The following is a 17,273-nucleotide window of genomic DNA, read 5'->3' as shown; positions in this document are numbered from 1 at the left end:
TGATCGACTAGCGTTGGGGAATTCACCATGTCACAGCAACTCGTCATATCACATCAAGATATTTACCAGCTGCGACGCGGTTGGCGCTTACAGTGGGAAGCCATTCAGGGCTGCCACGTCATTCTTTATCCCGAAGGCATGGTCAAGCTCAGCGCGACTGCCGGTGCGGTTCTTGAGCAGGTTGATGGCCACCACTCCATCGCCGATATTATCGCCACCCTACAGCAGCGCTACCCAGGCGCGGAGTCCTTAGCAGACGATGTCGTGCAGTTTATCGAGGAAGCCCGCGGTAACGGCTGGCTAGCCGTGAAGGAGGTTCATTGTGGTTAATAAAACGACCTCACCGCCCTTATGGCTGCTGGCGGAACTCACCTACCGCTGCCCACTGCAGTGCGCTTACTGCTCTAACCCGTTGGAATTTACCCGTTACCAAAACGAGCTGGATACCGACGCGTGGTTTAGCGTGCTGCGCCAAGCCAGGGCGATGGGGGCGGCACAGCTTGGTTTTTCTGGCGGCGAACCGCTGATTCGTCAAGACCTGGAAGCGCTGGTAAGCGAAGCACGCCAGCTAGGCTTTTATACTAACCTGCTGACCTCCGGCGTGGGCCTCACTGCCCAACGGGTAAACGCCTTGGCTGAAGCAGGCCTGGATCATATCCAGATTAGCCTGCAAGCCGCCGACCCCGAACTTGCTCAGGCGCTGGCAGGCTCTGCCAAGGCCCATGCCAACAAGTTGGCAATGGCCAAAGCGGTCAAAGCTGCTGGCTACCCCATGGTATTAAACGTGGTGCTACATCGGCACAATATCGATCAAATTGGCGACCTGATTGCCCTCTGCGATGAGCTAGGCGCGGATGCGGTTGAACTCGCCAACTGCCAGTATTACGGCTGGGCGTTTTTGAACCGACAGGCGTTAATGCCTACCCGTGAACAGCTGGTACGTGCCGAAGCAGAAACCAATCGCTGGCGTGAAACACTGGCGGCACGTGGCCGCGATATGTCATTACTATTTGTGGTGCCAGACTACTTTGAGCAAGCGCCTAAAGCGTGCATGGGTGGTTGGGGCAGTATCTTTATGACCGTTGCCCCAGATGGCGCCGTGTTGCCCTGCCACAGCGCCAGGGAGCTACCAATGGCGTTTCCGAACGTCAAAGAGACGTCGCTGCAAGACATTTGGTACCAAAGCGATGCGTTCAACCGTTTTCGCGGCACCCAGTGGATGCCTGCGCTCTGCCAACAGTGCGACGATCGCGATAAAGACCATGGCGGCTGCCGTTGCCAAGCCTATTTATTAACCGGCGATATGAACGCTACCGACCCTGTATGCCAGCACTCTCCCCAGCATGGGTTGTTAGAGAGCCTAATCGCAGAAAACAGCCATAACACACCCGATCAAGCGACGCTGATTCCCCGCAATGCCCGCCAGTCAAAGCAGTTGCAGGGTCAGGCTGAAATTCAAAGCGGCTTGAGACAGAGTGGCTTGGCAGCGCCTTCGCCCCGCCAACCACTTGAGCTGATTTACCGGCAATAAGCCTGTTTATCCGTAATAAATCTATTGATTAGTAGTCAACCTGGCTATCAGCAACAAACCGATTAAGGCTCGCAGGTAGCTCGCTCAGCATGAGCGGGCAGCTGCGGGCAAACGGCTGCTAACGAATGTCCGCTCGCTTGCCAGCCATCCACCCCATTGGGGTACCAATAGAGCTCTTCATAACCCATTGCCTCGGCGCGCCGGGCAGCGTTCCAGGAAAGCCAGCAGTCAGCCCGGCAGAAGAATACTAGCGGCGCGGCTTCAGCGCGCTCACGCTGCGCATTCAGTGCTGTGGTGAAATAATCAACCCACTCCTCTTCCAAACTAGCCGCGCCTACGTTGGGCAGCCACATGCTGCCTGGGATCGTTAAGTGCGCACTATCCTGCAGAAAAAGGCCGTTATGCCAGGGCAGCGCGTAGACATCCACCAGAATCACTGGCGGTGACTCCAGCAGCGCTTGAAAAGCATGGTCATCTAACGTGGTCACCCCTGGAAGCGGTGCGGTAACAGGCGCTTTAAAAGGCGGCAAGCGGTAGCCTTCTTGGTTAAATACCGCTGAGGGCGCTTCAGCGTGTACCGCTCCACTGAATACACCCGCTGCCCACACCACACAGAGCATATAGCGGCGCACAGAGTGCGCCGAAGGTTGTGTCGACATGGTGACATTACTCCCAATCAAACGGGCAGCCGGTACAACCCTCCATTTGGGCCATTTGGAAGTTGCCGTAGTGGATGCGTGCACCGGTCATATCAGCATCATTGAGCCGCGTGATGTTCATTTTTGCTTCTTGCAGATTAGCATCGCGCAGGTCCGCACCGATCAGGTTGACCTTATTCATCCAGGCCATTTCCAGATTGCTGCCCATCAACGTCGCTCCTTGCATGCTGGCCCCGGAAAGCCGGGCAAACTCAAGGTTAGCGCCGGTCAAATCGGCATAATCAAATGTCGCGCCCTGGGCATAAATACTCCAGCTATCCAATCCAACCAAACTGGCATGGGAAAGATCGGCGCCGCGTAAATGCGTGTTGGGCATGCGTGCACGATTGAGGTTGGCATGTCTCAGCGATGCGCCTTCAAAATCAACGCTGCGTAGGTTGCTGTGGCGGAAATCCGAGCCTTCTAGGTTACTGCCCGCAAAGTTAGCGCCCTGTAGATCCAAATTGGAAAAGTCGCCGCCGGATAAATCCATATTGGCGCACTGAGTACCTGGCACCAACTCACAGCCGTTATGCACTGGCGGTTGATACTCTTCAACATAATCGTCGGCGACAACGCTGCCTATCGCGCTAAGGCAGAGAAAAACCGCCGTTGTTTGGCGGCTCCATAAAGACAGAGCATTGCGAGTTATCATTGTTATTCTCTCCATTACCGTTAATGTTATTCAAAAAAGGGCGGCAGAAGCCGCCCAAGAGGGGTCGATAACTTAACGGTTAGCCAAGTCTTGAACGAAAGATGGCAGCTTAAAGACCCAGAACGAACCGCCCTGAGCAATCGGCCGCGTCAGTTCAGCCATATCACCGCCCCAGAGAGGAACCGCGCCGCCATAACCGGCAGTAACACCAATGTACTGTTCACCATCCATTTCCCAAGTTACCGGTGGTGAAATGATGCCGGTGCCTACCTGGAACTTCCAAAGCTCTTCACCGGTTTCTGCATGGAATGCTTTTAAGTAGCCATCGCCAGTACCGGTAAACACCAGATCACCGTGGGTAGCTAGCACGCCTGCCCACAGCGGCATAGGCTCTTTATGCTCCCAAGCGTACTCACCGGTGACCGGATCAACAGCACGTAGAATCCCGACGTGGTCGTCGTACATACGCTTAATGCGGAAGCCCATACCCAGGTAAGCTGCGCCTTCCACGTACTCAACTTCCTCGGTCCAGTAATCTTCTTTCCAGTGGTTACCCGGTACGTAGAACAGGCCTGTGTCTTCGCTGTAAGCCATTGGGTTCCAGTTTTTACCACCAAGGAAAGGTGGTGAAACTTCAACAGGCTCAGAACGGGTTTGTCCCTCTTCCAAGCGCGGTGGGCGCTGGCCTTCAGCCTCAACCGGGCGACCGGTTTCCAGGTCAATATGGGTAGCCCAGGTAATGTTATCGACAAACGGGAAGGCGTTGATGAGCTCGCCGTTGGTGCGGTCAGTGACATAGAAGAAGCCATTACGGTCAGCGTGGGCTCCTGCATTCACCGTTTGGCCATTCTCATCCTCGTACTCAAACAAGACGATTTCGTTATTGCCTGAGAAGTCCCAGGTGTCGTTGGGCGTGTGCTGATAGAACCACTTCACTTCGCCAGTCGAAGGGTCGATCCCTAGCTGGCCAGAGGTGTAAAGGCTGTCGTAGTCAGACGGGTCGCCGTCTTCCGAGGTGCGTGCCCAGCCATTCCAGGGAGCAGGATTACCGGCACCAATGATGATGGTATTGGTATCAGGATCGAAACTGGCGCTCTGCCACGGCGCACCGCCACCTTGACTCCAGGCTTGTACTTTACCGGTTTCGCTGTCTGGGTCATCGGGCCAGGAGGGCGCGCTAGCATCACCCGTTGGGGTACTTTCTTCACCGTTCAGACGACCCATATGGCCTTCAACAAAGGGCCGCATCCAAATCTCTTCACCGGTATCAGGGTCACGGGCATACAGCTTACCCACAATGCCGAACTCATCTCCCGAAGAGCCATGAATTAGCAACACGCGACCTGTTTCGCTATCTTCGACAATGGTTGGCGCACCGGTCATGGTGTAGCCCGCGCGGTGGTCACCAAAGCGCTCGCGCCACACCACCTCACCGGTGTCTTTATTCAGCGCCACGATGCCAGCATCCAGCGTACCGAAGAATACCTTATCACCGTAAATGGCCGCACCGCGGTTCACTACGTCACAGCAGGGGCGAATATCGCTGGGCAGGCGATGGTTGTATGACCACAGCCGCTGGCCAGTGCGCGCATCAATAGCAAAAATACGTGAATAGGAGCCGGTAACATAAATAACGCCTTCATGAATCAGCGCCTGAGACTCCTGGCCACGCTGCATTTCATCGCCAAACGAGTGAGACCAAGCTGGGGTCAGCATCTCGACGTTATCTGCGTTAATTTGATTAAGCGGGCTATAACGCTGTGCTTTCACGCCCATGCCGTACATCAACACCGTTTCAGTGTTGTTATGGTCATTGAGAATATCGTCCCAGGTCACCTCGCTGGCGTGGGCTGTCAGCGCAATGCCCCCGACGCCTAAGGCAGAAGCGTAAGCAACGGCGGCGGTGAGTGTACGCAGGCGAAAGGGCCACGAAATTTTGCGGGCTGACGTGTTGTTATTGATAGCGTATGTCATGGGTTTTCCATCCGAGTAATGATCACAATGCAATGGCTGCAAAGCGGCCAAGCTGCTGCTTGCGTGGTGCCAGCAAGACTAAGTCCAGCTTAGAAGCTCGGATAACAAACCAATCTACCCCTCCAGTCGCGTTCTCATCCTGATTTAGCACTACTTCCAAAGGAGGAGCCTAGCGATGCCTAAGGTGCTATAGGTTCGGAAGGCCTGCCTGCCTAAGCTCACTCAAGTGACGATACATTGATCCTCTGAGGAGCATTTCCCATGACTATTACAAAAACAGTACTGACAAAAACAACCTCCGCAAAACTGCCCTTACGCCTCAGCAGCCAAGTGGGTGCTATCGCCCTTGCCGCGTTGCTGGCTTCGCCGCTGGCCTGGTCTCACGGCAGCGTGACCCCTCAAGCCGTTGATATTAAAGACCTCGAGCGCTTAGGCGACGAATGGCGGGAAGAGAACCCCTACCGGGATCATCCCCAGCAAGAGCTCGCCATCGATATTGGTGCCCGCGCTTACAACAGCAACTGTGCCGCTTGCCACGGGCTAGAAGCGAAATCCGGCGGCATCGCTCCCGACCTGCGCGAGTTGGAAAACGGCGCATGGGGCGATGAGTGGTTCAAAGAGCTAGTCACCAATGGCGCCGAGCGCAACGGCCGTGTGCTAATGCCGCGCATGTCCGATTACGTTAGCCAAGAAGGGCTGTGGGCCATTCGCACATGGTTAGAAACGGTAAGTATGGAAACGACTGGACAATAATCCCAACGCTGGGAGGCACCATGGCAACCCTAAACCCTATCATCACGTTACAACGTATCGCCGCGGCGTTCGCCGCGCCCCTTACCCCCGCACTCGCCGTGCTTTTCTGGCTACTGCTCGCGCTGCCGACCACCGCGTTGGCCACAGCGAGCACAGCTGAACAGGATCCGCTTAACTCCTTTATGTGGCCTGTGTACCGCGAGCGCTTTCTGGGCGATGCCCCCGTGGTGTTTGATGAGCGCGTCACCGTTAGCGCGCCGGGGTTCGCCGAAGACTCAGGACAAGTACCCATTGCGCTAGATGCCAGCGCCTTAGAAGCCAGCGGCGAGCCAATCACTGACATTATTGCCTGGGTGGATCTCAACCCGATTCCCCGCCTGTTCCACTACTCCCCGATGAGCCATGGCATAGCCAAGCTATCGTTAAATATTCGCTTGGAACAAGCCTCCGCGGTGCGTGTAGCAGTGAAACAGGGGGATACCTGGCATGTGGGTGGCACCTACATTGAAGCGGAAGGCGGTGGCTGCACCACACCCGGTATTGCCAGCGCTGACACCGATTGGGAAACCACCTTCGGCGAGCTCCAGGGTCGGCTGTTTGCCAATGAGGACGAACAGCGCCTGCGGGTGCGCCTTTCTCACCCCATGGACAGCGGCTTAATCCCCAGCCAGCCCGCCTTTTATGTGCAGTCGTTTGAACTGTTGGATCAGCAGGGCCAGCAAGTGGCCGCCCTGGATATCGATGCATCGGTGAGCGCCAACCCCACCTTAGGGCTGCATATGCGCCCCTCTCCAGGCGGTTATGTGATTGGCGCGCGGGATAACAACGGCAACCGCTTTTCTATTGGTCTGCAGCCATGAAAGCCGGTTTTCTGGCCACCTTCAGTACACTGCTGATCACGCCGCTGGCAGCCAGCGAACCGGTGATGTTCTGCGAACGTCCGCTAGTAGCCCGGCCGATCGCGGAAAACACCTGGATGGTGGAAGGCTTAAGAGAAGAACTCTCCACCAACAACTGCGGCCATATTGGCAACCAAGCGTTTATTGCTACGCCCAGTGGTGTCATCCTTATCGACAGCGGCAGCAGCCCACACTTTGGCGAAGCACTCAAAACACTCATTGCTCAGCACACCGCTCAACCCGTACGCTGGGTGTTGAATACCCATCACCACCCTGACCACTTTTTTGGTAATGCCGCCTTCGACGAGGCACAGCACCTCACCCTAGCCAGCACTCGTGCGTTGATGGCTCGCGACCGGGACGCACTGATCGATAACGTAGCGCGGCTGACCGGATTCAGTCTGGAGCACTCGTCTATTGCCCTACCCAAGGTGATCGAGGCAGGCGAGATAACCCTTGGCAACTACCCGCTCACGCTTTTCGCCATGAGCGGCCATAGCGGTGGTGACCTGGTGATTATGGACCATGCCACCGACGTGCTGTTTTTAGGCGACATAGGCTTCTACCAACGTGCTGCCGCCACTGCCCACAGCCCAAGCCTGCAACAGTGGCAGGAAGAACTGAACGATCTGCGCGCGCTCAACGCCAGTATCGCAGTACCGGGTCATGGCCCCAGTGCGCCGCCCGAAACGATCATTGGCCAAACCACGCATTACCTGGAATGGCTGGACCAACGTCTCAGTGATGTGGCTAGCGAAGGGCTAGGTGCCAATCATGCCTTGGCCGTTGAAATTCCCAGCATGTTTAGCACCATGGCACTCAGCGAATATGAGTTCACCCGCAGCGTAATGCAGCTTTACCCACACTACGAAGCACGGTTGCTGTGGGGCGCCCCACACTAAGGAGCACGCCTATGCTGCTTACCCTGGCAGATGCCGCCGAACCCACTGACACCTTGGCCGAGTTACACAGCGATGCCCAAGCTATTTACTGGCTCGCACGCTCCACGCAAACGGGCGACATGCAACTTTGGCAGTGGCCCGCCGACAGCAACGAGACGCCGCGCTGTGTAATAGAAGAGGCGGTGGGTAGCCGCGTGAATCAGTACGGCGGCGGCAGCTACACGCCCCTGCTAGGGGGTGTCGTATGGGTGCGTCAGCACGACCAAGCCATCCTGCAGCTCGACCGCCACGGTGCAAGCTACTGTTGGCAACAGCGCCCGCAAACAGCCTACGGTGGGCTGTGCGCCGACCCTAAACGTCAGCGAGTGATTGCGGTAGAAGAGGATCAACAAGGTCAACGGCTGGTCGCCATTACTGACAGCAGCAGAACTTACAAGAACAGGCAAGTACTGGCTGAAGGCGCTGACTTCTACGGCGCAGCGGTATTAAGCGATGACGGCAACTATTTAGCCTGGGTGAGCTGGTCACTACCTTATATGCCCTGGCAGCGTAGTCAGTTGAACCTCGCAAACATCGCAGCCGACGGTACGCTTCAATCCTTTGAAAGCTGGGACTTCGGCGCGGCGATTAGCCAGCCACAGTTTGGCCCTCGCAACGCGCTAATTTGCATGGGCGATCACGCTGGCTGGTGGCAACCCTGGCAGGTAAACCTGGCTACCCCTGAGTGCCTGAGCAGTGCCCCGGTGGACCACATCACCACACCGTGGCAGTTGGGTGAGCGCCAGCACGTATGGCGAGACAATCGGCAGGTTTACTGCCAACTGTACCAGGGGGCAGCTCAGCTTTATCGCCGTTGCGACGAGCAGGTTGAAGTACTGCTACCAGACCCCGGCCGCGTGGCAAGCATCACACTAGCAAGGCACGGTGACTACGCCATTGTGCAAAGCGCTACCAGCGGCGCCCAGCTTATACGCTTCAACAAAAATGGTTCGCGTAACCGTCTAGTAGGTAAGGTCGAGGGTAACGTAACGCAAAACCTAGTGACTGAAAATTCCGCCACCGCACAATGGCTGGAAACCCCTGTTGGCAACGAAGGCGAAACGGTTCACGGCTTTTTCTACTCAGCTTTAGCCAACCGCGCTGCGCCGCTGATTGTGCGCGTTCATGGCGGGCCCACCGCCGCCGCCTACCCTATTTATGACCCGCTAGTAGCCTACTGGCAGCAACAGGGCTTTCACGTTTTAGATATCAACCCTCGTGGCAGCGGCAATTTTGGCCGCCGCTATCGAGAATGTTTAGCCGGCCAGTGGGGGATCAGCGATACTGAGGATGTCATCGCCTTGGTCAATGCCGCCTGCACACGCTTTGCGATCGATACAGCGCGCTGCTTTATTCGTGGCCAAAGCGCTGGCGGGTTTACCGCCCTTAATGCCTTGGCGGCCACGCCGCTATTTGCTGCGGCCACTAGCCTGTACGGGGTAACCGATGCGTTGACGCTGTCGGCAAAAACACACCGTTTTGAATCCGGCTACCTGGGCTGGCTAATCGGAGACGAACTTCAGCTCGCCCAGCGCAGCCCTACCTACCACGTCACCCGTTGCCAGCGCTCATTACGGGCACTGTTTATCCAGGGTGGCAAAGACGCCGTCGTGGTGCCAGAGCAGACTCATGCCATGGCGCGGCATATCGAACTCCACGGTGGCGAGGCACAAACACTGCTGTTTGATAACGAGTATCACGGCATTCGCCACCCCAAAGCTCGCCAAACCATGTTGGCCCGCGAGCTAGCCTTTTATCAATCTAGCCACCTAACGACAGCACCAAGGTCGTAGCGCAACAATCCCTTAAGGTGCTTAAGATAATGGTTAACAACGATAAACGAGACTGCCCATGACTTCGCCGCTCACACAACTTCGTAAGTTTGTCGCTCCTGAAATTATTTTTGGCGACGGGGCACGCCACGCTGCGGGCAACTACGTCACGACGTTCGGGGCAGAAAAAGTACTCCTGGTCTCCGACCCCGGCGTGCTGCTGGCGGGTTGGGTCGCCGATATTGAAGCCAAGCTGCTGGAAGCCAATATTGCCGTTGAGCGCTTTACCGCCGTATCACCCAACCCACGGGTCGATGAAATTATGGCCGGTGCCGAGCTCTACCGTGAAACCGGCTGCAAGGCAATTGTGGCAGTGGGCGGCGGCAGCCCCATGGACTGTGCCAAAGGGATCGGCATCGTCACCGCCCACGGCGGACATATTCTTGATTTCGAAGGTGTGGATACGATTCGCGTGCCCATTCCGCCGCTAATTTTCATTCCCTCAACAGCGGGCACATCGGCGGACATTTCCCAGTTTGCGATTATTTCCGACCAGCAGCGACGCATGAAATTCTCAATCATCAGCAAAGCCGTGGTGCCTGATGTGTCGCTGATCGACCCTGAAGTCACCATGACCATGTCGCCCTATCTCACCGCGTGTACCGGGGTCGATGCGCTGGTACATGCCATCGAAGCGTTTGTTTCAACCGGTAGTGGCCCGCTTACTGATGCCCATGCCTTAGAAGCCATGCGCTTAATCAGTAGCCATCTTGAGGCACTGGTGGCGAACCCAGCCGACGGCGAGCTGCGTGCCCAAGTAATGCTGGGCAGTATGCAAGCGGGACTGGCGTTTTCAAACGCCATTTTGGGCGCGGTACACGCAATGTCGCATAGTTTAGGCGGCTTCCTGGATTTACCCCACGGCTTATGCAACGCCATGCTGCTAGAGCACGTGGTGGCTTATAACTACGAAGCTGCCCCTGACCGTTTTAAGCGGGTTGCCGACGCCGTGGGTATCGACTGTCGGGGGTTATCACAGCAGCAAATCAAAAAGGCTCTGTTTCAGTACTTAGTCGATTTAAAACATGCCGTTGGCCTGGGTGGAACCCTTGGCGTAATGGGCGTCTCGCGTAGCGACGTGCCTTTTCTTACTAACCATGCATTAGGTGATCCCTGCATTCTGACTAACCCACGCCGCTCCAGCTCAAGAGACGTGGCGGTGGTTTACGAAGAGGCGCTATGAAAAAAGCCAACGATCCCTCGGGCTTTTCGGTCAGCGACCTGCTTGGGCTTGGTCAGCAGTCGGCGCGTAAAAGCTACTATCGCGAGCTTTCCGTGCGTTTAGAAGAGCTTGAAGTGGAGCGCAACCGCTACAAATGGCTGTTCGAAAACGCGCTACACGGTATTTTTCAGGCATCGCTATCCGGCAAATTGCGCGCCGCTAACCCGGCGCTAGCCGCTATGCTTGATGATAGTAGCGTGTTGCATACACTCGAGCGCTGCGCGCGTTTTGACTCGCTGTTTGTTAACACGTCTACAGGGCAACAGCTGCGCGATCTGCTGCTCGCACAAGGTCACGTAACAGGTCAAACCACCTGGCTGCAAGGCGCATCCGGGCATCAAGTTCCCGTGGCAATTACCCTAATACGTAAGCCCGCCGAGCTTGCCGGGGACGAAGACCTGATCGAAGGCTTTGTGGCAGATATTACCGAGCGTGAGCGCGCTCGCCAGCATTTAGAAACCCTCAACACCCACTTGGAAGCACGGGTAGTTGATCGCACCCAAGCGCTTGAACGGCTCAACGAGGAGCTTAGAAGCGCTCGCGATGCCGCAGAGTTTGCTAACCAAAGTAAAGACCGCTACCTAGCCGCCGCTAGTCATGACCTGCTACAACCCATGAACGCTGCACGCTTATTGGTGGCCTCGCTACAGGAGCGACTGACCGACAGCGAGAACCTGGCTTTGATTGAGAGTGTGCAAAACTCATTGGAAGGCGCTGAAGCGATTCTTTCCGATCTGTTGGATATTTCACGGCTGGATCACGGCCAGGTACAGCCACAACTACGCCACTTTAAACTCGACGATATCCTCAGCAATCTGGTTGATGAATTTTCCCCAGTGGCGCAACGTAAAGGACTAACCCTACGCTACGTGCCTTCTCATCAAGCGGTGACCAGCGACCCTTATCTACTCAGCCGCATTGTGCGCAACTTTCTTGCTAACGCCTGCCGCTATACCCAGCGTGGCGGTATCTGCCTGGGTGTCCGCCGTCATGGCGACGACAGCCTAGCCGTGCAGGTTGTCGATAGCGGTATTGGTATTCCCGAAAGTGACTACCAACTTATTTTTCGCGAGTTTCACCAACTTAACGCTACCCGTGCGCGGGACCGCCAGGGCGTTGGCCTGGGGCTTGCCATTGTGGAACGGATTAGCCAGCGCCTTGAGCATCCGCTCACTGTGCGCTCTGCACCCGGCCAAGGCTCCTGTTTTGCTGTTACGGTGCCGCGTGCCAGCGGTATTTCCTTTAGCCAAGCCCCCGCTCCCAGCGCGCCGCCCTCCGCTGACGATGAGTTTGAAGGTCTTCGCGTGCTGATCCTGGATAATGAGCCAACAATTTTGCAAGGCATGGCGCTGCTGTTAACTGAATGGCAGATCAGTTGCGATACTGCCCTGGATATCGATACCGCTAAAGCCTGCCAGGAAGCACCGGATATGCTACTGGTCGACCTGCACTTAGATGACAATATGACTGGCCTGGAGGCTATTCGCCAACTTCGCCAGCACTGGCACGACCCGCATCTGCCAGCCGCTATTCTCAGCGCCGACCGCTCTGACCACTGGCAGCGCCGCCTGCGTCATGCCAGCGTGCCGCAGTTAAACAAACCCGTTCGCCCTGGCAAACTGCGCGCGCTGCTGCGTAGCCTGCTCAATGGCTAGCCTAAGTTTCCAACAAACCTGTATCTCCCTGCCTAACGGGGCGCAGGGAGTGCTGGCCCAGGCGCCCCACTTAACCCGCGCTCACGTTAGTATCGCCATTGCGGCGGGCTATTTGGATGAGCCGCGCACCCTGCCAGGGCTGGCTCATCTGCTCGAGCACGTGCTCACTACCGCGCCGTTGGAAGCGTTTTCTAACATCAGCCTGCTTACTTGGTTTTCCCAACACCAAGGCAGCCTGAACGCCCATACCGATGACTACGTCACCGATGTACATTTCTCGATACCAGCAGAGACCCTAGAAGCAGCGGCGCTCACTGTTGCCAGCCAGCTCGCCAGGCCTGCGTTTTCGCCATCCGTCATTTGTGCCGAAGTCGCCGCCATCGACGCCGAGTGGCAGGCCCGCCAGCACAGTTCGGCAATGCAACGGCTGTCGGCCATCGCCACGCTCAGCGACCCTCAACATATCGGTGCTGGCTGCCGTCACGGTAACGCGCAAACCCTAGGCAGCGACATGGCGCTCTTACTTGAAGCGCTCACCGCGTTTCACCGCGACCACTACCACGGCGGCCGCGTTAGCATTGCCATGATTAGCCCTTGGACCACGGAAACGATGACCCGGCTGATTAAACGCATGGCAACGCTGTTTAGCCCACCAACACCCAGCGCTCCTTCGCTTGCCATTACGCCCCGTTGGAGCCGCCTGCCCCACGCGAAGATAGCCAGGACGGGCAACGCCGTTGAGCTACTGTGGCCGCTGCCCTCGGCCATTGCTCGTCATCAGCTTATCGCCCTTAGCGGCCTAGCTGGCTCGGTACAGCAAGGCTACCTTGTAGAACAATTTCCTGATTCGATTACCGACTACCGCGCAACGTTGGCCCCTAACGGGGCAACAGACACCTTTAGCTTGACGCTAAGCGGCACTGCGACACAGGAGCAGGTGGAAGCCCTTGCGGCTGACCTAAGTGAGCGTTTAGCAACCTTCTTCGCAACCCTGCTCGGCACAGCACCTAACGATCACGACATCGTTTGGCAGCCACCCGCTGATACGCTGCAGTTAGCCCCGGCTTGGTTTGCACACGCCCGCCGCCAAGCGCTAGCTCGTCGCTTTATTGCGCAGCCCCCTGAGCATCAGCCAGGCGCAAGCCCGTTTGCGGCTAACAATGCCCGTTGGCTATTAGATAACGCGTCTCCATCGCCCTCACCATCCACTTTTGATAGACAACCAGCGGCTTACCCCGCCGTGCAGCATTGGTGCGGTCAGTACGGTGTTAGCGATGATTTCGCGGCACTTGCCACCACCGCCTGGGCGGCCTGCTTTGTGCCCGGCGCAGTGATTGTCCCCAGCCCGCTCACCGCTCAGCGGCTGGCGCTTCAGGATATTGTCTTCAAGCAAGAGAACTCGCTCCACGGCAGTTGGGTGATGGCGGTGGGTAGTCAAGCCAACCACGCCATGGTGGCGCTGTTGGAAGACGCCGTGCTAGCTGCCTCTAAGGCTCAAGAAGGGCTGCTGGCTCAGCAGTTGATACAGCGCTTAACACCATTGCCTGCCACGCCTGCGGTATGGGTCTCTCATCAAGCGGAGTTAGACACTATTTCGCAGGCACTAGCCGCCCTGGCCTGTCGCTCACTGACAACTACTGCTGGAAACACACCCAGAACCGCTCCGTCAGCCGCCGATACACAACCAGCGAACGTTGCAATCATGCGCACGCTGATCTTACCGGGCTCGCCCGCTCAACGCTGGCTATTGGCGGCCGCTGAAAAGTATCACAGCGCAACGTTTTTTCAGCAGGCACGCTATGACCATCACTTGGGCTATGTGGCGGCGGTTCGCAGGGGCGACGGCGCGCCTTGCTCGCTTGGCTATGTCGTGCAAACTAGCAACGAGGTGCAAACCAGCGCAGGCACTGTCTCGGCAGGGGAAAAACGGATAGCGGAAAAGCTACGATCGATCACCGATACCCTCTGGAAAACGTCGGATAGCGTTCTGCAGGGGCAACTGCCAACGCTAACACCACCTGAAACGCCACTCGCGGCGCTGGTTCTCCAGTGGCAAAGCCTCTTAGCAGGTACCCATCAGCCACTGCATCGCCTTGGACAACAACACATCGATTCACAGGCACTTACCAATTTACTCTCTCAGATAAACACCTTGGGCCATTGGCAAACCCACTGGCTGGATAGCGCAGGTCATTATGCAGTCAACCGCTGAGACAAACCGACAGCTGCAGCAAGTCAACGATTGAGGAACTGGGAAAAATCGATATCGTTGGCGGATAAAATCGCCTGTACTCGGCTGGTCACCCCCAGCTTGCGCAAGATCGCTGACACGTGGGCTTTCACCGTGGTTTCCGCAATATTAAGGTGATAGGCAATCATCTTGTTAGATTCACCGCGCGTCATATGCTCCAACACTTGTAGCTGCTTGCGGGTCAGCAGGCGCAGTTGTTCCGCGGTAAACCCTTGGTCCTGATGGCGACGCTTGCGGATACTGTCCGGTGCGCGCATGGCATCGGCAGGTAGAAAGATATTGCCTTCCAACACCTGGGCAATGGCGTGGCGCATTTGATCACGGGGCAGTGACTTGGTGATAAACCCCGCCGCACCACAAGAGACTGCCTGCAGAATAATCTGCTTATCCTCTTCCGCAGACACGATCACCACCGGAATCGTAGGCTGCTCATTACGCAGCTGCAAAAGCCCTGTTAATCCGTTCATGCCGGGCATATTTAAATCTAGCAATATCAAATCAAGATCAGGATCTTGCTGGGCATGGGCAAGGGCCGCATCAAAGTCTTCTACCTCGATAACCTCAGCATCTGCGTAAGCTTCACGGATCACTCGCGCCATGGCATCGCGCACCAGGGGATGATCGTCGGCAATCAGGAGTTTATATGTCGCTGTCATTATTATGGTTGCCTGTGGTTTAGCTAAATCCCGCTTACTGTGTCTTTTATAACACTCTACTAAGTCATCTCGACTAAGTCACCTCGACTAAATCACCACTACGGAGTCATCCGCCTTTAGTGAAGCAACTTCCCACCACCAAGCGGAGCCCGGCTACTGCTCAGCGGCTTTCTGCTTAAAGGTGCTAGCGAATTCGATCAGCGATTGCGTCAACCAAATGAGGGCAGGATCGTTGGCATACAGCCCATGCTGAATCAGCGTCATATTAAGTGCAGGTAACTCTTTAGGCGGCGCGACGATCCGCACCGGCAGCATGGTGATAAATCGCTCGGCCATTTGGCGTGGCAACGTCATGATCGCATCAGTGAGCGCAACGACCCGCGCTGCCGCAATATAATTTAAGTTCTTTGAAATCACTCGGCGGTTTAAGCCGTGCTGCACTAAACAATTATCGATATTACTGGGTCTTAAACCGCTGATATCAGACAGTGCCACATGGGACTCACAGGCAAACTGCTGAATATTCAGTGCATCACCTACGCGCTCATTGTCAGTCGCAGCCAAGCAAACCAACTCCTCATCCATCCAAAGATGCTGTATGACACCACTGGGCAGCACACTTTGGCTATCCAGCCCGACCACCATATCCACTTGGCGCTGTTCCAGCCCTTCACTCAGTACGTTGGGGGTGATCAGCTCAATGGAAAAGCTGATATCCGGCGCGTAAGCCAGCAATTGGCTAAGAAACGCCGGATACATCACCTCTTCAAAATAATCCGTGGTGGCCAGGGTGAAATGCCGCTCGCTGGTGGAGGGTAAGAAGTTGATCGGCGGGGCGAGGCCTTCCTGCAACATGGCCAGTGCCTGCTGCACGACTGGCAACAGCGCCAGCGCACGAGGCGTTGGCTGTAGACCATTGTTGGTACGTATTAATAATGGGTCATCCAACGCGTCCCGCAGCCGTTTTAAGGCATGACTAAGGGCGGGCTGGCTTAAATGTAGCTTTTCCGCTGCTCGTGTCACGTGACGCTCACGCATTAGCGCTTCAAATACCAGCAGAAGATTCAAATCAAAATGACGAAGCGAACGCATAGCGCCTCACTATTTATCCAACGAATGGTTTCATTCTAAACATTCATTTCATTCATCGCTAAAAATTCCTTATCGTCGCGCTACTTCAAGCCCTATCCCCCTGTTTTATTTCTACTGCACGCCATAGGAGTACACGCTCGGTGACCCCATCTCAGATCATGCCAAGCCTGTTTGGTGATGTTATCTCTACCTTTATGGGCGTGCCGAAGGCCACGGATCCTAAAACGACCGATGCTGAGGTCGTGGTCAGCGGTGTGCCCTTTGATCTAGCGTGTTCAGGACGATCAGGCACCCGCATGGGGCCAAACGCCATTCGTCAAAGCACTGCTAACCTGATCTGGGAAGGCAAACGCTGGCCTTGGGACTTCGCCCTGGAAGAGCGGCTGCGGGTATGTGACGCGGGCAATCTGGACTACGCCTACGGTGAGCCGGAAAGCCTAGTCGATAACCTTGAGACCCACGCATTGCGGTGGCTAAAAGCCGATAAAAAAATGCTGACACTGGGCGGCGACCACTATATCAGCCTGCCCCTGCTACGCGCTCATGCTCGGGTGCATGGCCCACTGGCATTGATCCATTTTGATGCCCACACCGACACCTACGAGCAAGGCACGCGTTTTGACCATGGCACTATTTTCCACCATGCCTTAAAAGAGGGCTTGGTAGTGCCGGAGCACTCGCTGCAAATTGGTATTCGCACCAGCTATGATCGCCATAACCACCCTTATGAAGTGCTGGATGCAGACTGGGTAAATGATCACGGCCCTGCCGCCGTACTGGAACGCATCCGTGCACGTGTTGGCCATCATCCAGCTTATATCAGCCTGGATATTGATGGCTTAGATCCAGCCTACGCGCCAGGCACCGGGACACCAGTATGTGGCGGCATGTCTACCGACCTGATGCTAAAAGTGATCCGCGGCATGGTGGGCATGCCGTTAATAGGCATGGATGTTGTTGAAGTAAACCCTGCTTACGACCATGGCGATATCACATCACTCGCCGCAGCCACGTTAGGGCTAGAGTTTTTATATACGCTGGCCGCGTCTAAGCGTGTTGAAAGGTTAAGCGTGTAAGTCTCGCTTCGCGTTGCCGCCTCTTCGCTCACAGCGTT

15 protein-coding genes are annotated in these 17,273 nt (G+C 56.1%); 10 read left to right on the top strand and 5 right to left on the bottom strand.

Features of this window, described 5'->3' with window-relative positions; genetic code table 11:
* The first annotated feature begins 27 nt into the window (after nt 1–27).
* Together pqqD and pqqE are read left to right on the top strand one after the other, a co-directional pair.
* Complete coding sequence (gene pqqD / locus K7H08_RS10885) at nt 28–330, top strand: pyrroloquinoline quinone biosynthesis peptide chaperone PqqD (RefSeq protein WP_231657915.1); 303 nt, start codon at nt 28–30, stop codon at nt 328–330.
* Nucleotides 323–1,531: a pyrroloquinoline quinone biosynthesis protein PqqE gene (gene pqqE, locus K7H08_RS10880; RefSeq protein ID WP_051626376.1), complete on the top strand. Its 1,209-nt coding sequence runs from the start codon at nt 323–325 to the stop codon at nt 1,529–1,531. The genes pqqD and pqqE overlap by 8 nt, the downstream gene beginning before the upstream one ends.
* A 62-nt stretch (nt 1,532–1,593) precedes the next feature.
* On the opposite strand, the gene K7H08_RS10875 is transcribed toward pqqE, so the two are convergent.
* The 3 genes from K7H08_RS10875 to K7H08_RS10865 form a co-directional block, all read right to left on the bottom strand.
* Nucleotides 1,594–2,190, bottom strand: a complete 597-nt coding sequence (locus tag K7H08_RS10875) for a rhodanese-like domain-containing protein (RefSeq protein ID WP_051626377.1) — start codon at nt 2,188–2,190, stop codon at nt 1,594–1,596.
* Between the two features lie 7 nt (nt 2,191–2,197).
* Nucleotides 2,198–2,884, bottom strand: coding sequence for a pentapeptide repeat-containing protein (locus K7H08_RS10870; RefSeq protein ID WP_198349338.1), 687 nt, complete (start codon nt 2,882–2,884; stop codon nt 2,198–2,200).
* Between the two features lie 72 nt (nt 2,885–2,956).
* The gene (locus K7H08_RS10865; RefSeq protein WP_038478882.1) at nt 2,957–4,858 is read right to left on the bottom strand and encodes a methanol/ethanol family PQQ-dependent dehydrogenase; all 1,902 of its coding nucleotides are present in this window, start codon (nt 4,856–4,858) and stop codon (nt 2,957–2,959) included.
* A gap of 261 nt (nt 4,859–5,119) precedes the next feature.
* On the opposite strand from K7H08_RS10865, the gene pedF reads away from it, so the two are divergent.
* Genes pedF through K7H08_RS10830 form a run of 7 tightly spaced genes read left to right on the top strand, consistent with a single transcriptional unit; the run spans nt 5,120 to nt 14,372 of the window.
* On the top strand, nt 5,120–5,611 hold the full coding sequence (gene pedF, locus K7H08_RS10860) for a cytochrome c-550 PedF (RefSeq protein WP_051626379.1): 492 nt from the start codon (nt 5,120–5,122) through the stop codon (nt 5,609–5,611).
* A 20-nt stretch (nt 5,612–5,631) separates the two neighbouring features.
* Entirely contained in the window at nt 5,632–6,471 is an 840-nt protein-coding gene (locus K7H08_RS10855) for a quinoprotein dehydrogenase-associated SoxYZ-like carrier (RefSeq protein WP_231657914.1), read from the top strand.
* Complete coding sequence (locus tag K7H08_RS10850; RefSeq protein WP_231657913.1) at nt 6,468–7,412, top strand: quinoprotein relay system zinc metallohydrolase 1; 945 nt, start codon at nt 6,468–6,470, stop codon at nt 7,410–7,412. The genes K7H08_RS10855 and K7H08_RS10850 overlap by 4 nt, the downstream gene beginning before the upstream one ends.
* An 11-nt stretch (nt 7,413–7,423) precedes the next feature.
* The gene (locus K7H08_RS10845; protein ID WP_231657912.1) at nt 7,424–9,244 is read left to right on the top strand and encodes an alpha/beta hydrolase family protein; all 1,821 of its coding nucleotides are present in this window, start codon (nt 7,424–7,426) and stop codon (nt 9,242–9,244) included.
* 58 nt (nt 9,245–9,302) lie between these two features.
* On the top strand, nt 9,303–10,466 hold the full coding sequence (gene ercA, locus K7H08_RS10840) for an alcohol dehydrogenase-like regulatory protein ErcA (protein ID WP_038478891.1): 1,164 nt from the start codon (nt 9,303–9,305) through the stop codon (nt 10,464–10,466).
* A complete protein-coding gene (locus K7H08_RS10835) occupies nt 10,463–12,160 on the top strand; it encodes a PAS domain-containing hybrid sensor histidine kinase/response regulator (protein ID WP_231657911.1) in 1,698 nt (565 codons plus the stop codon). The genes ercA and K7H08_RS10835 overlap by 4 nt, the downstream gene beginning before the upstream one ends.
* Nucleotides 12,161–12,209: 49 nt before the next feature.
* Nucleotides 12,210–14,372, top strand: coding sequence for an insulinase family protein (locus K7H08_RS10830; protein WP_231657910.1), 2,163 nt, complete (start codon nt 12,210–12,212; stop codon nt 14,370–14,372).
* Between the two features lie 23 nt (nt 14,373–14,395).
* Here the strand turns inward: K7H08_RS10830 and K7H08_RS10825 are convergent, their stop codons facing one another.
* Complete coding sequence (locus K7H08_RS10825) at nt 14,396–15,067, bottom strand: response regulator (RefSeq protein ID WP_009723006.1); 672 nt, start codon at nt 15,065–15,067, stop codon at nt 14,396–14,398.
* Nucleotides 15,068–15,220: 153 nt separating this feature from the next.
* Nucleotides 15,221–16,159 (bottom strand): LysR family transcriptional regulator, encoded by a 939-nt coding sequence (locus tag K7H08_RS10820; RefSeq protein WP_038478902.1) that lies wholly within the window; start codon nt 16,157–16,159, stop codon nt 15,221–15,223.
* 158 nt (nt 16,160–16,317) lie between these two features.
* On the opposite strand from K7H08_RS10820, the gene speB reads away from it, so the two are divergent.
* Nucleotides 16,318–17,235: an agmatinase gene (speB, locus tag K7H08_RS10815; protein ID WP_193059715.1), complete on the top strand. Its 918-nt coding sequence runs from the start codon at nt 16,318–16,320 to the stop codon at nt 17,233–17,235.
* Nucleotides 17,236–17,273: the final 38 nt, after the last annotated feature.

It is taken from the genome of Halomonas sp. IOP_6, assembly GCF_021151565.1.
Taxonomy (GTDB): Bacteria; Pseudomonadota; Gammaproteobacteria; order Pseudomonadales; family Halomonadaceae; genus Vreelandella; species Vreelandella alkaliphila.
This window is presented reverse-complemented; position numbering and strand designations above follow the sequence as displayed.

Excerpts from the sequence above, each read along its gene's own strand:
- pqqD (WP_231657915.1), top strand. The coding sequence starts at position 28 with ATGTCACAGCAACTCGTCATATCACATCAAGATATTTACCAGCTGCGA.
- K7H08_RS10875 (WP_051626377.1), bottom strand. The coding sequence starts at position 2,190 with ATGTCGACACAACCTTCGGCGCACTCTGTGCGCCGCTATATGCTCTGT.
- K7H08_RS10870 (WP_198349338.1), bottom strand. The coding sequence starts at position 2,884 with ATGATAACTCGCAATGCTCTGTCTTTATGGAGCCGCCAAACAACGGCG.
- K7H08_RS10865 (WP_038478882.1), bottom strand. The coding sequence starts at position 4,858 with ATGACATACGCTATCAATAACAACACGTCAGCCCGCAAAATTTCGTGG.
- pedF (WP_051626379.1), top strand. The coding sequence starts at position 5,120 with ATGACTATTACAAAAACAGTACTGACAAAAACAACCTCCGCAAAACTG.
- K7H08_RS10855 (WP_231657914.1), top strand. The coding sequence starts at position 5,632 with ATGGCAACCCTAAACCCTATCATCACGTTACAACGTATCGCCGCGGCG.
- K7H08_RS10850 (WP_231657913.1), top strand. The coding sequence starts at position 6,468 with ATGAAAGCCGGTTTTCTGGCCACCTTCAGTACACTGCTGATCACGCCG.
- K7H08_RS10845 (WP_231657912.1), top strand. The coding sequence starts at position 7,424 with ATGCTGCTTACCCTGGCAGATGCCGCCGAACCCACTGACACCTTGGCC.
- ercA (WP_038478891.1), top strand. The coding sequence starts at position 9,303 with ATGACTTCGCCGCTCACACAACTTCGTAAGTTTGTCGCTCCTGAAATT.
- K7H08_RS10835 (WP_231657911.1), top strand. The coding sequence starts at position 10,463 with ATGAAAAAAGCCAACGATCCCTCGGGCTTTTCGGTCAGCGACCTGCTT.
- K7H08_RS10825 (WP_009723006.1), bottom strand. The coding sequence starts at position 15,067 with ATGACAGCGACATATAAACTCCTGATTGCCGACGATCATCCCCTGGTG.
- K7H08_RS10820 (WP_038478902.1), bottom strand. The coding sequence starts at position 16,159 with ATGCGTTCGCTTCGTCATTTTGATTTGAATCTTCTGCTGGTATTTGAA.
- speB (WP_193059715.1), top strand. The coding sequence starts at position 16,318 with ATGCCAAGCCTGTTTGGTGATGTTATCTCTACCTTTATGGGCGTGCCG.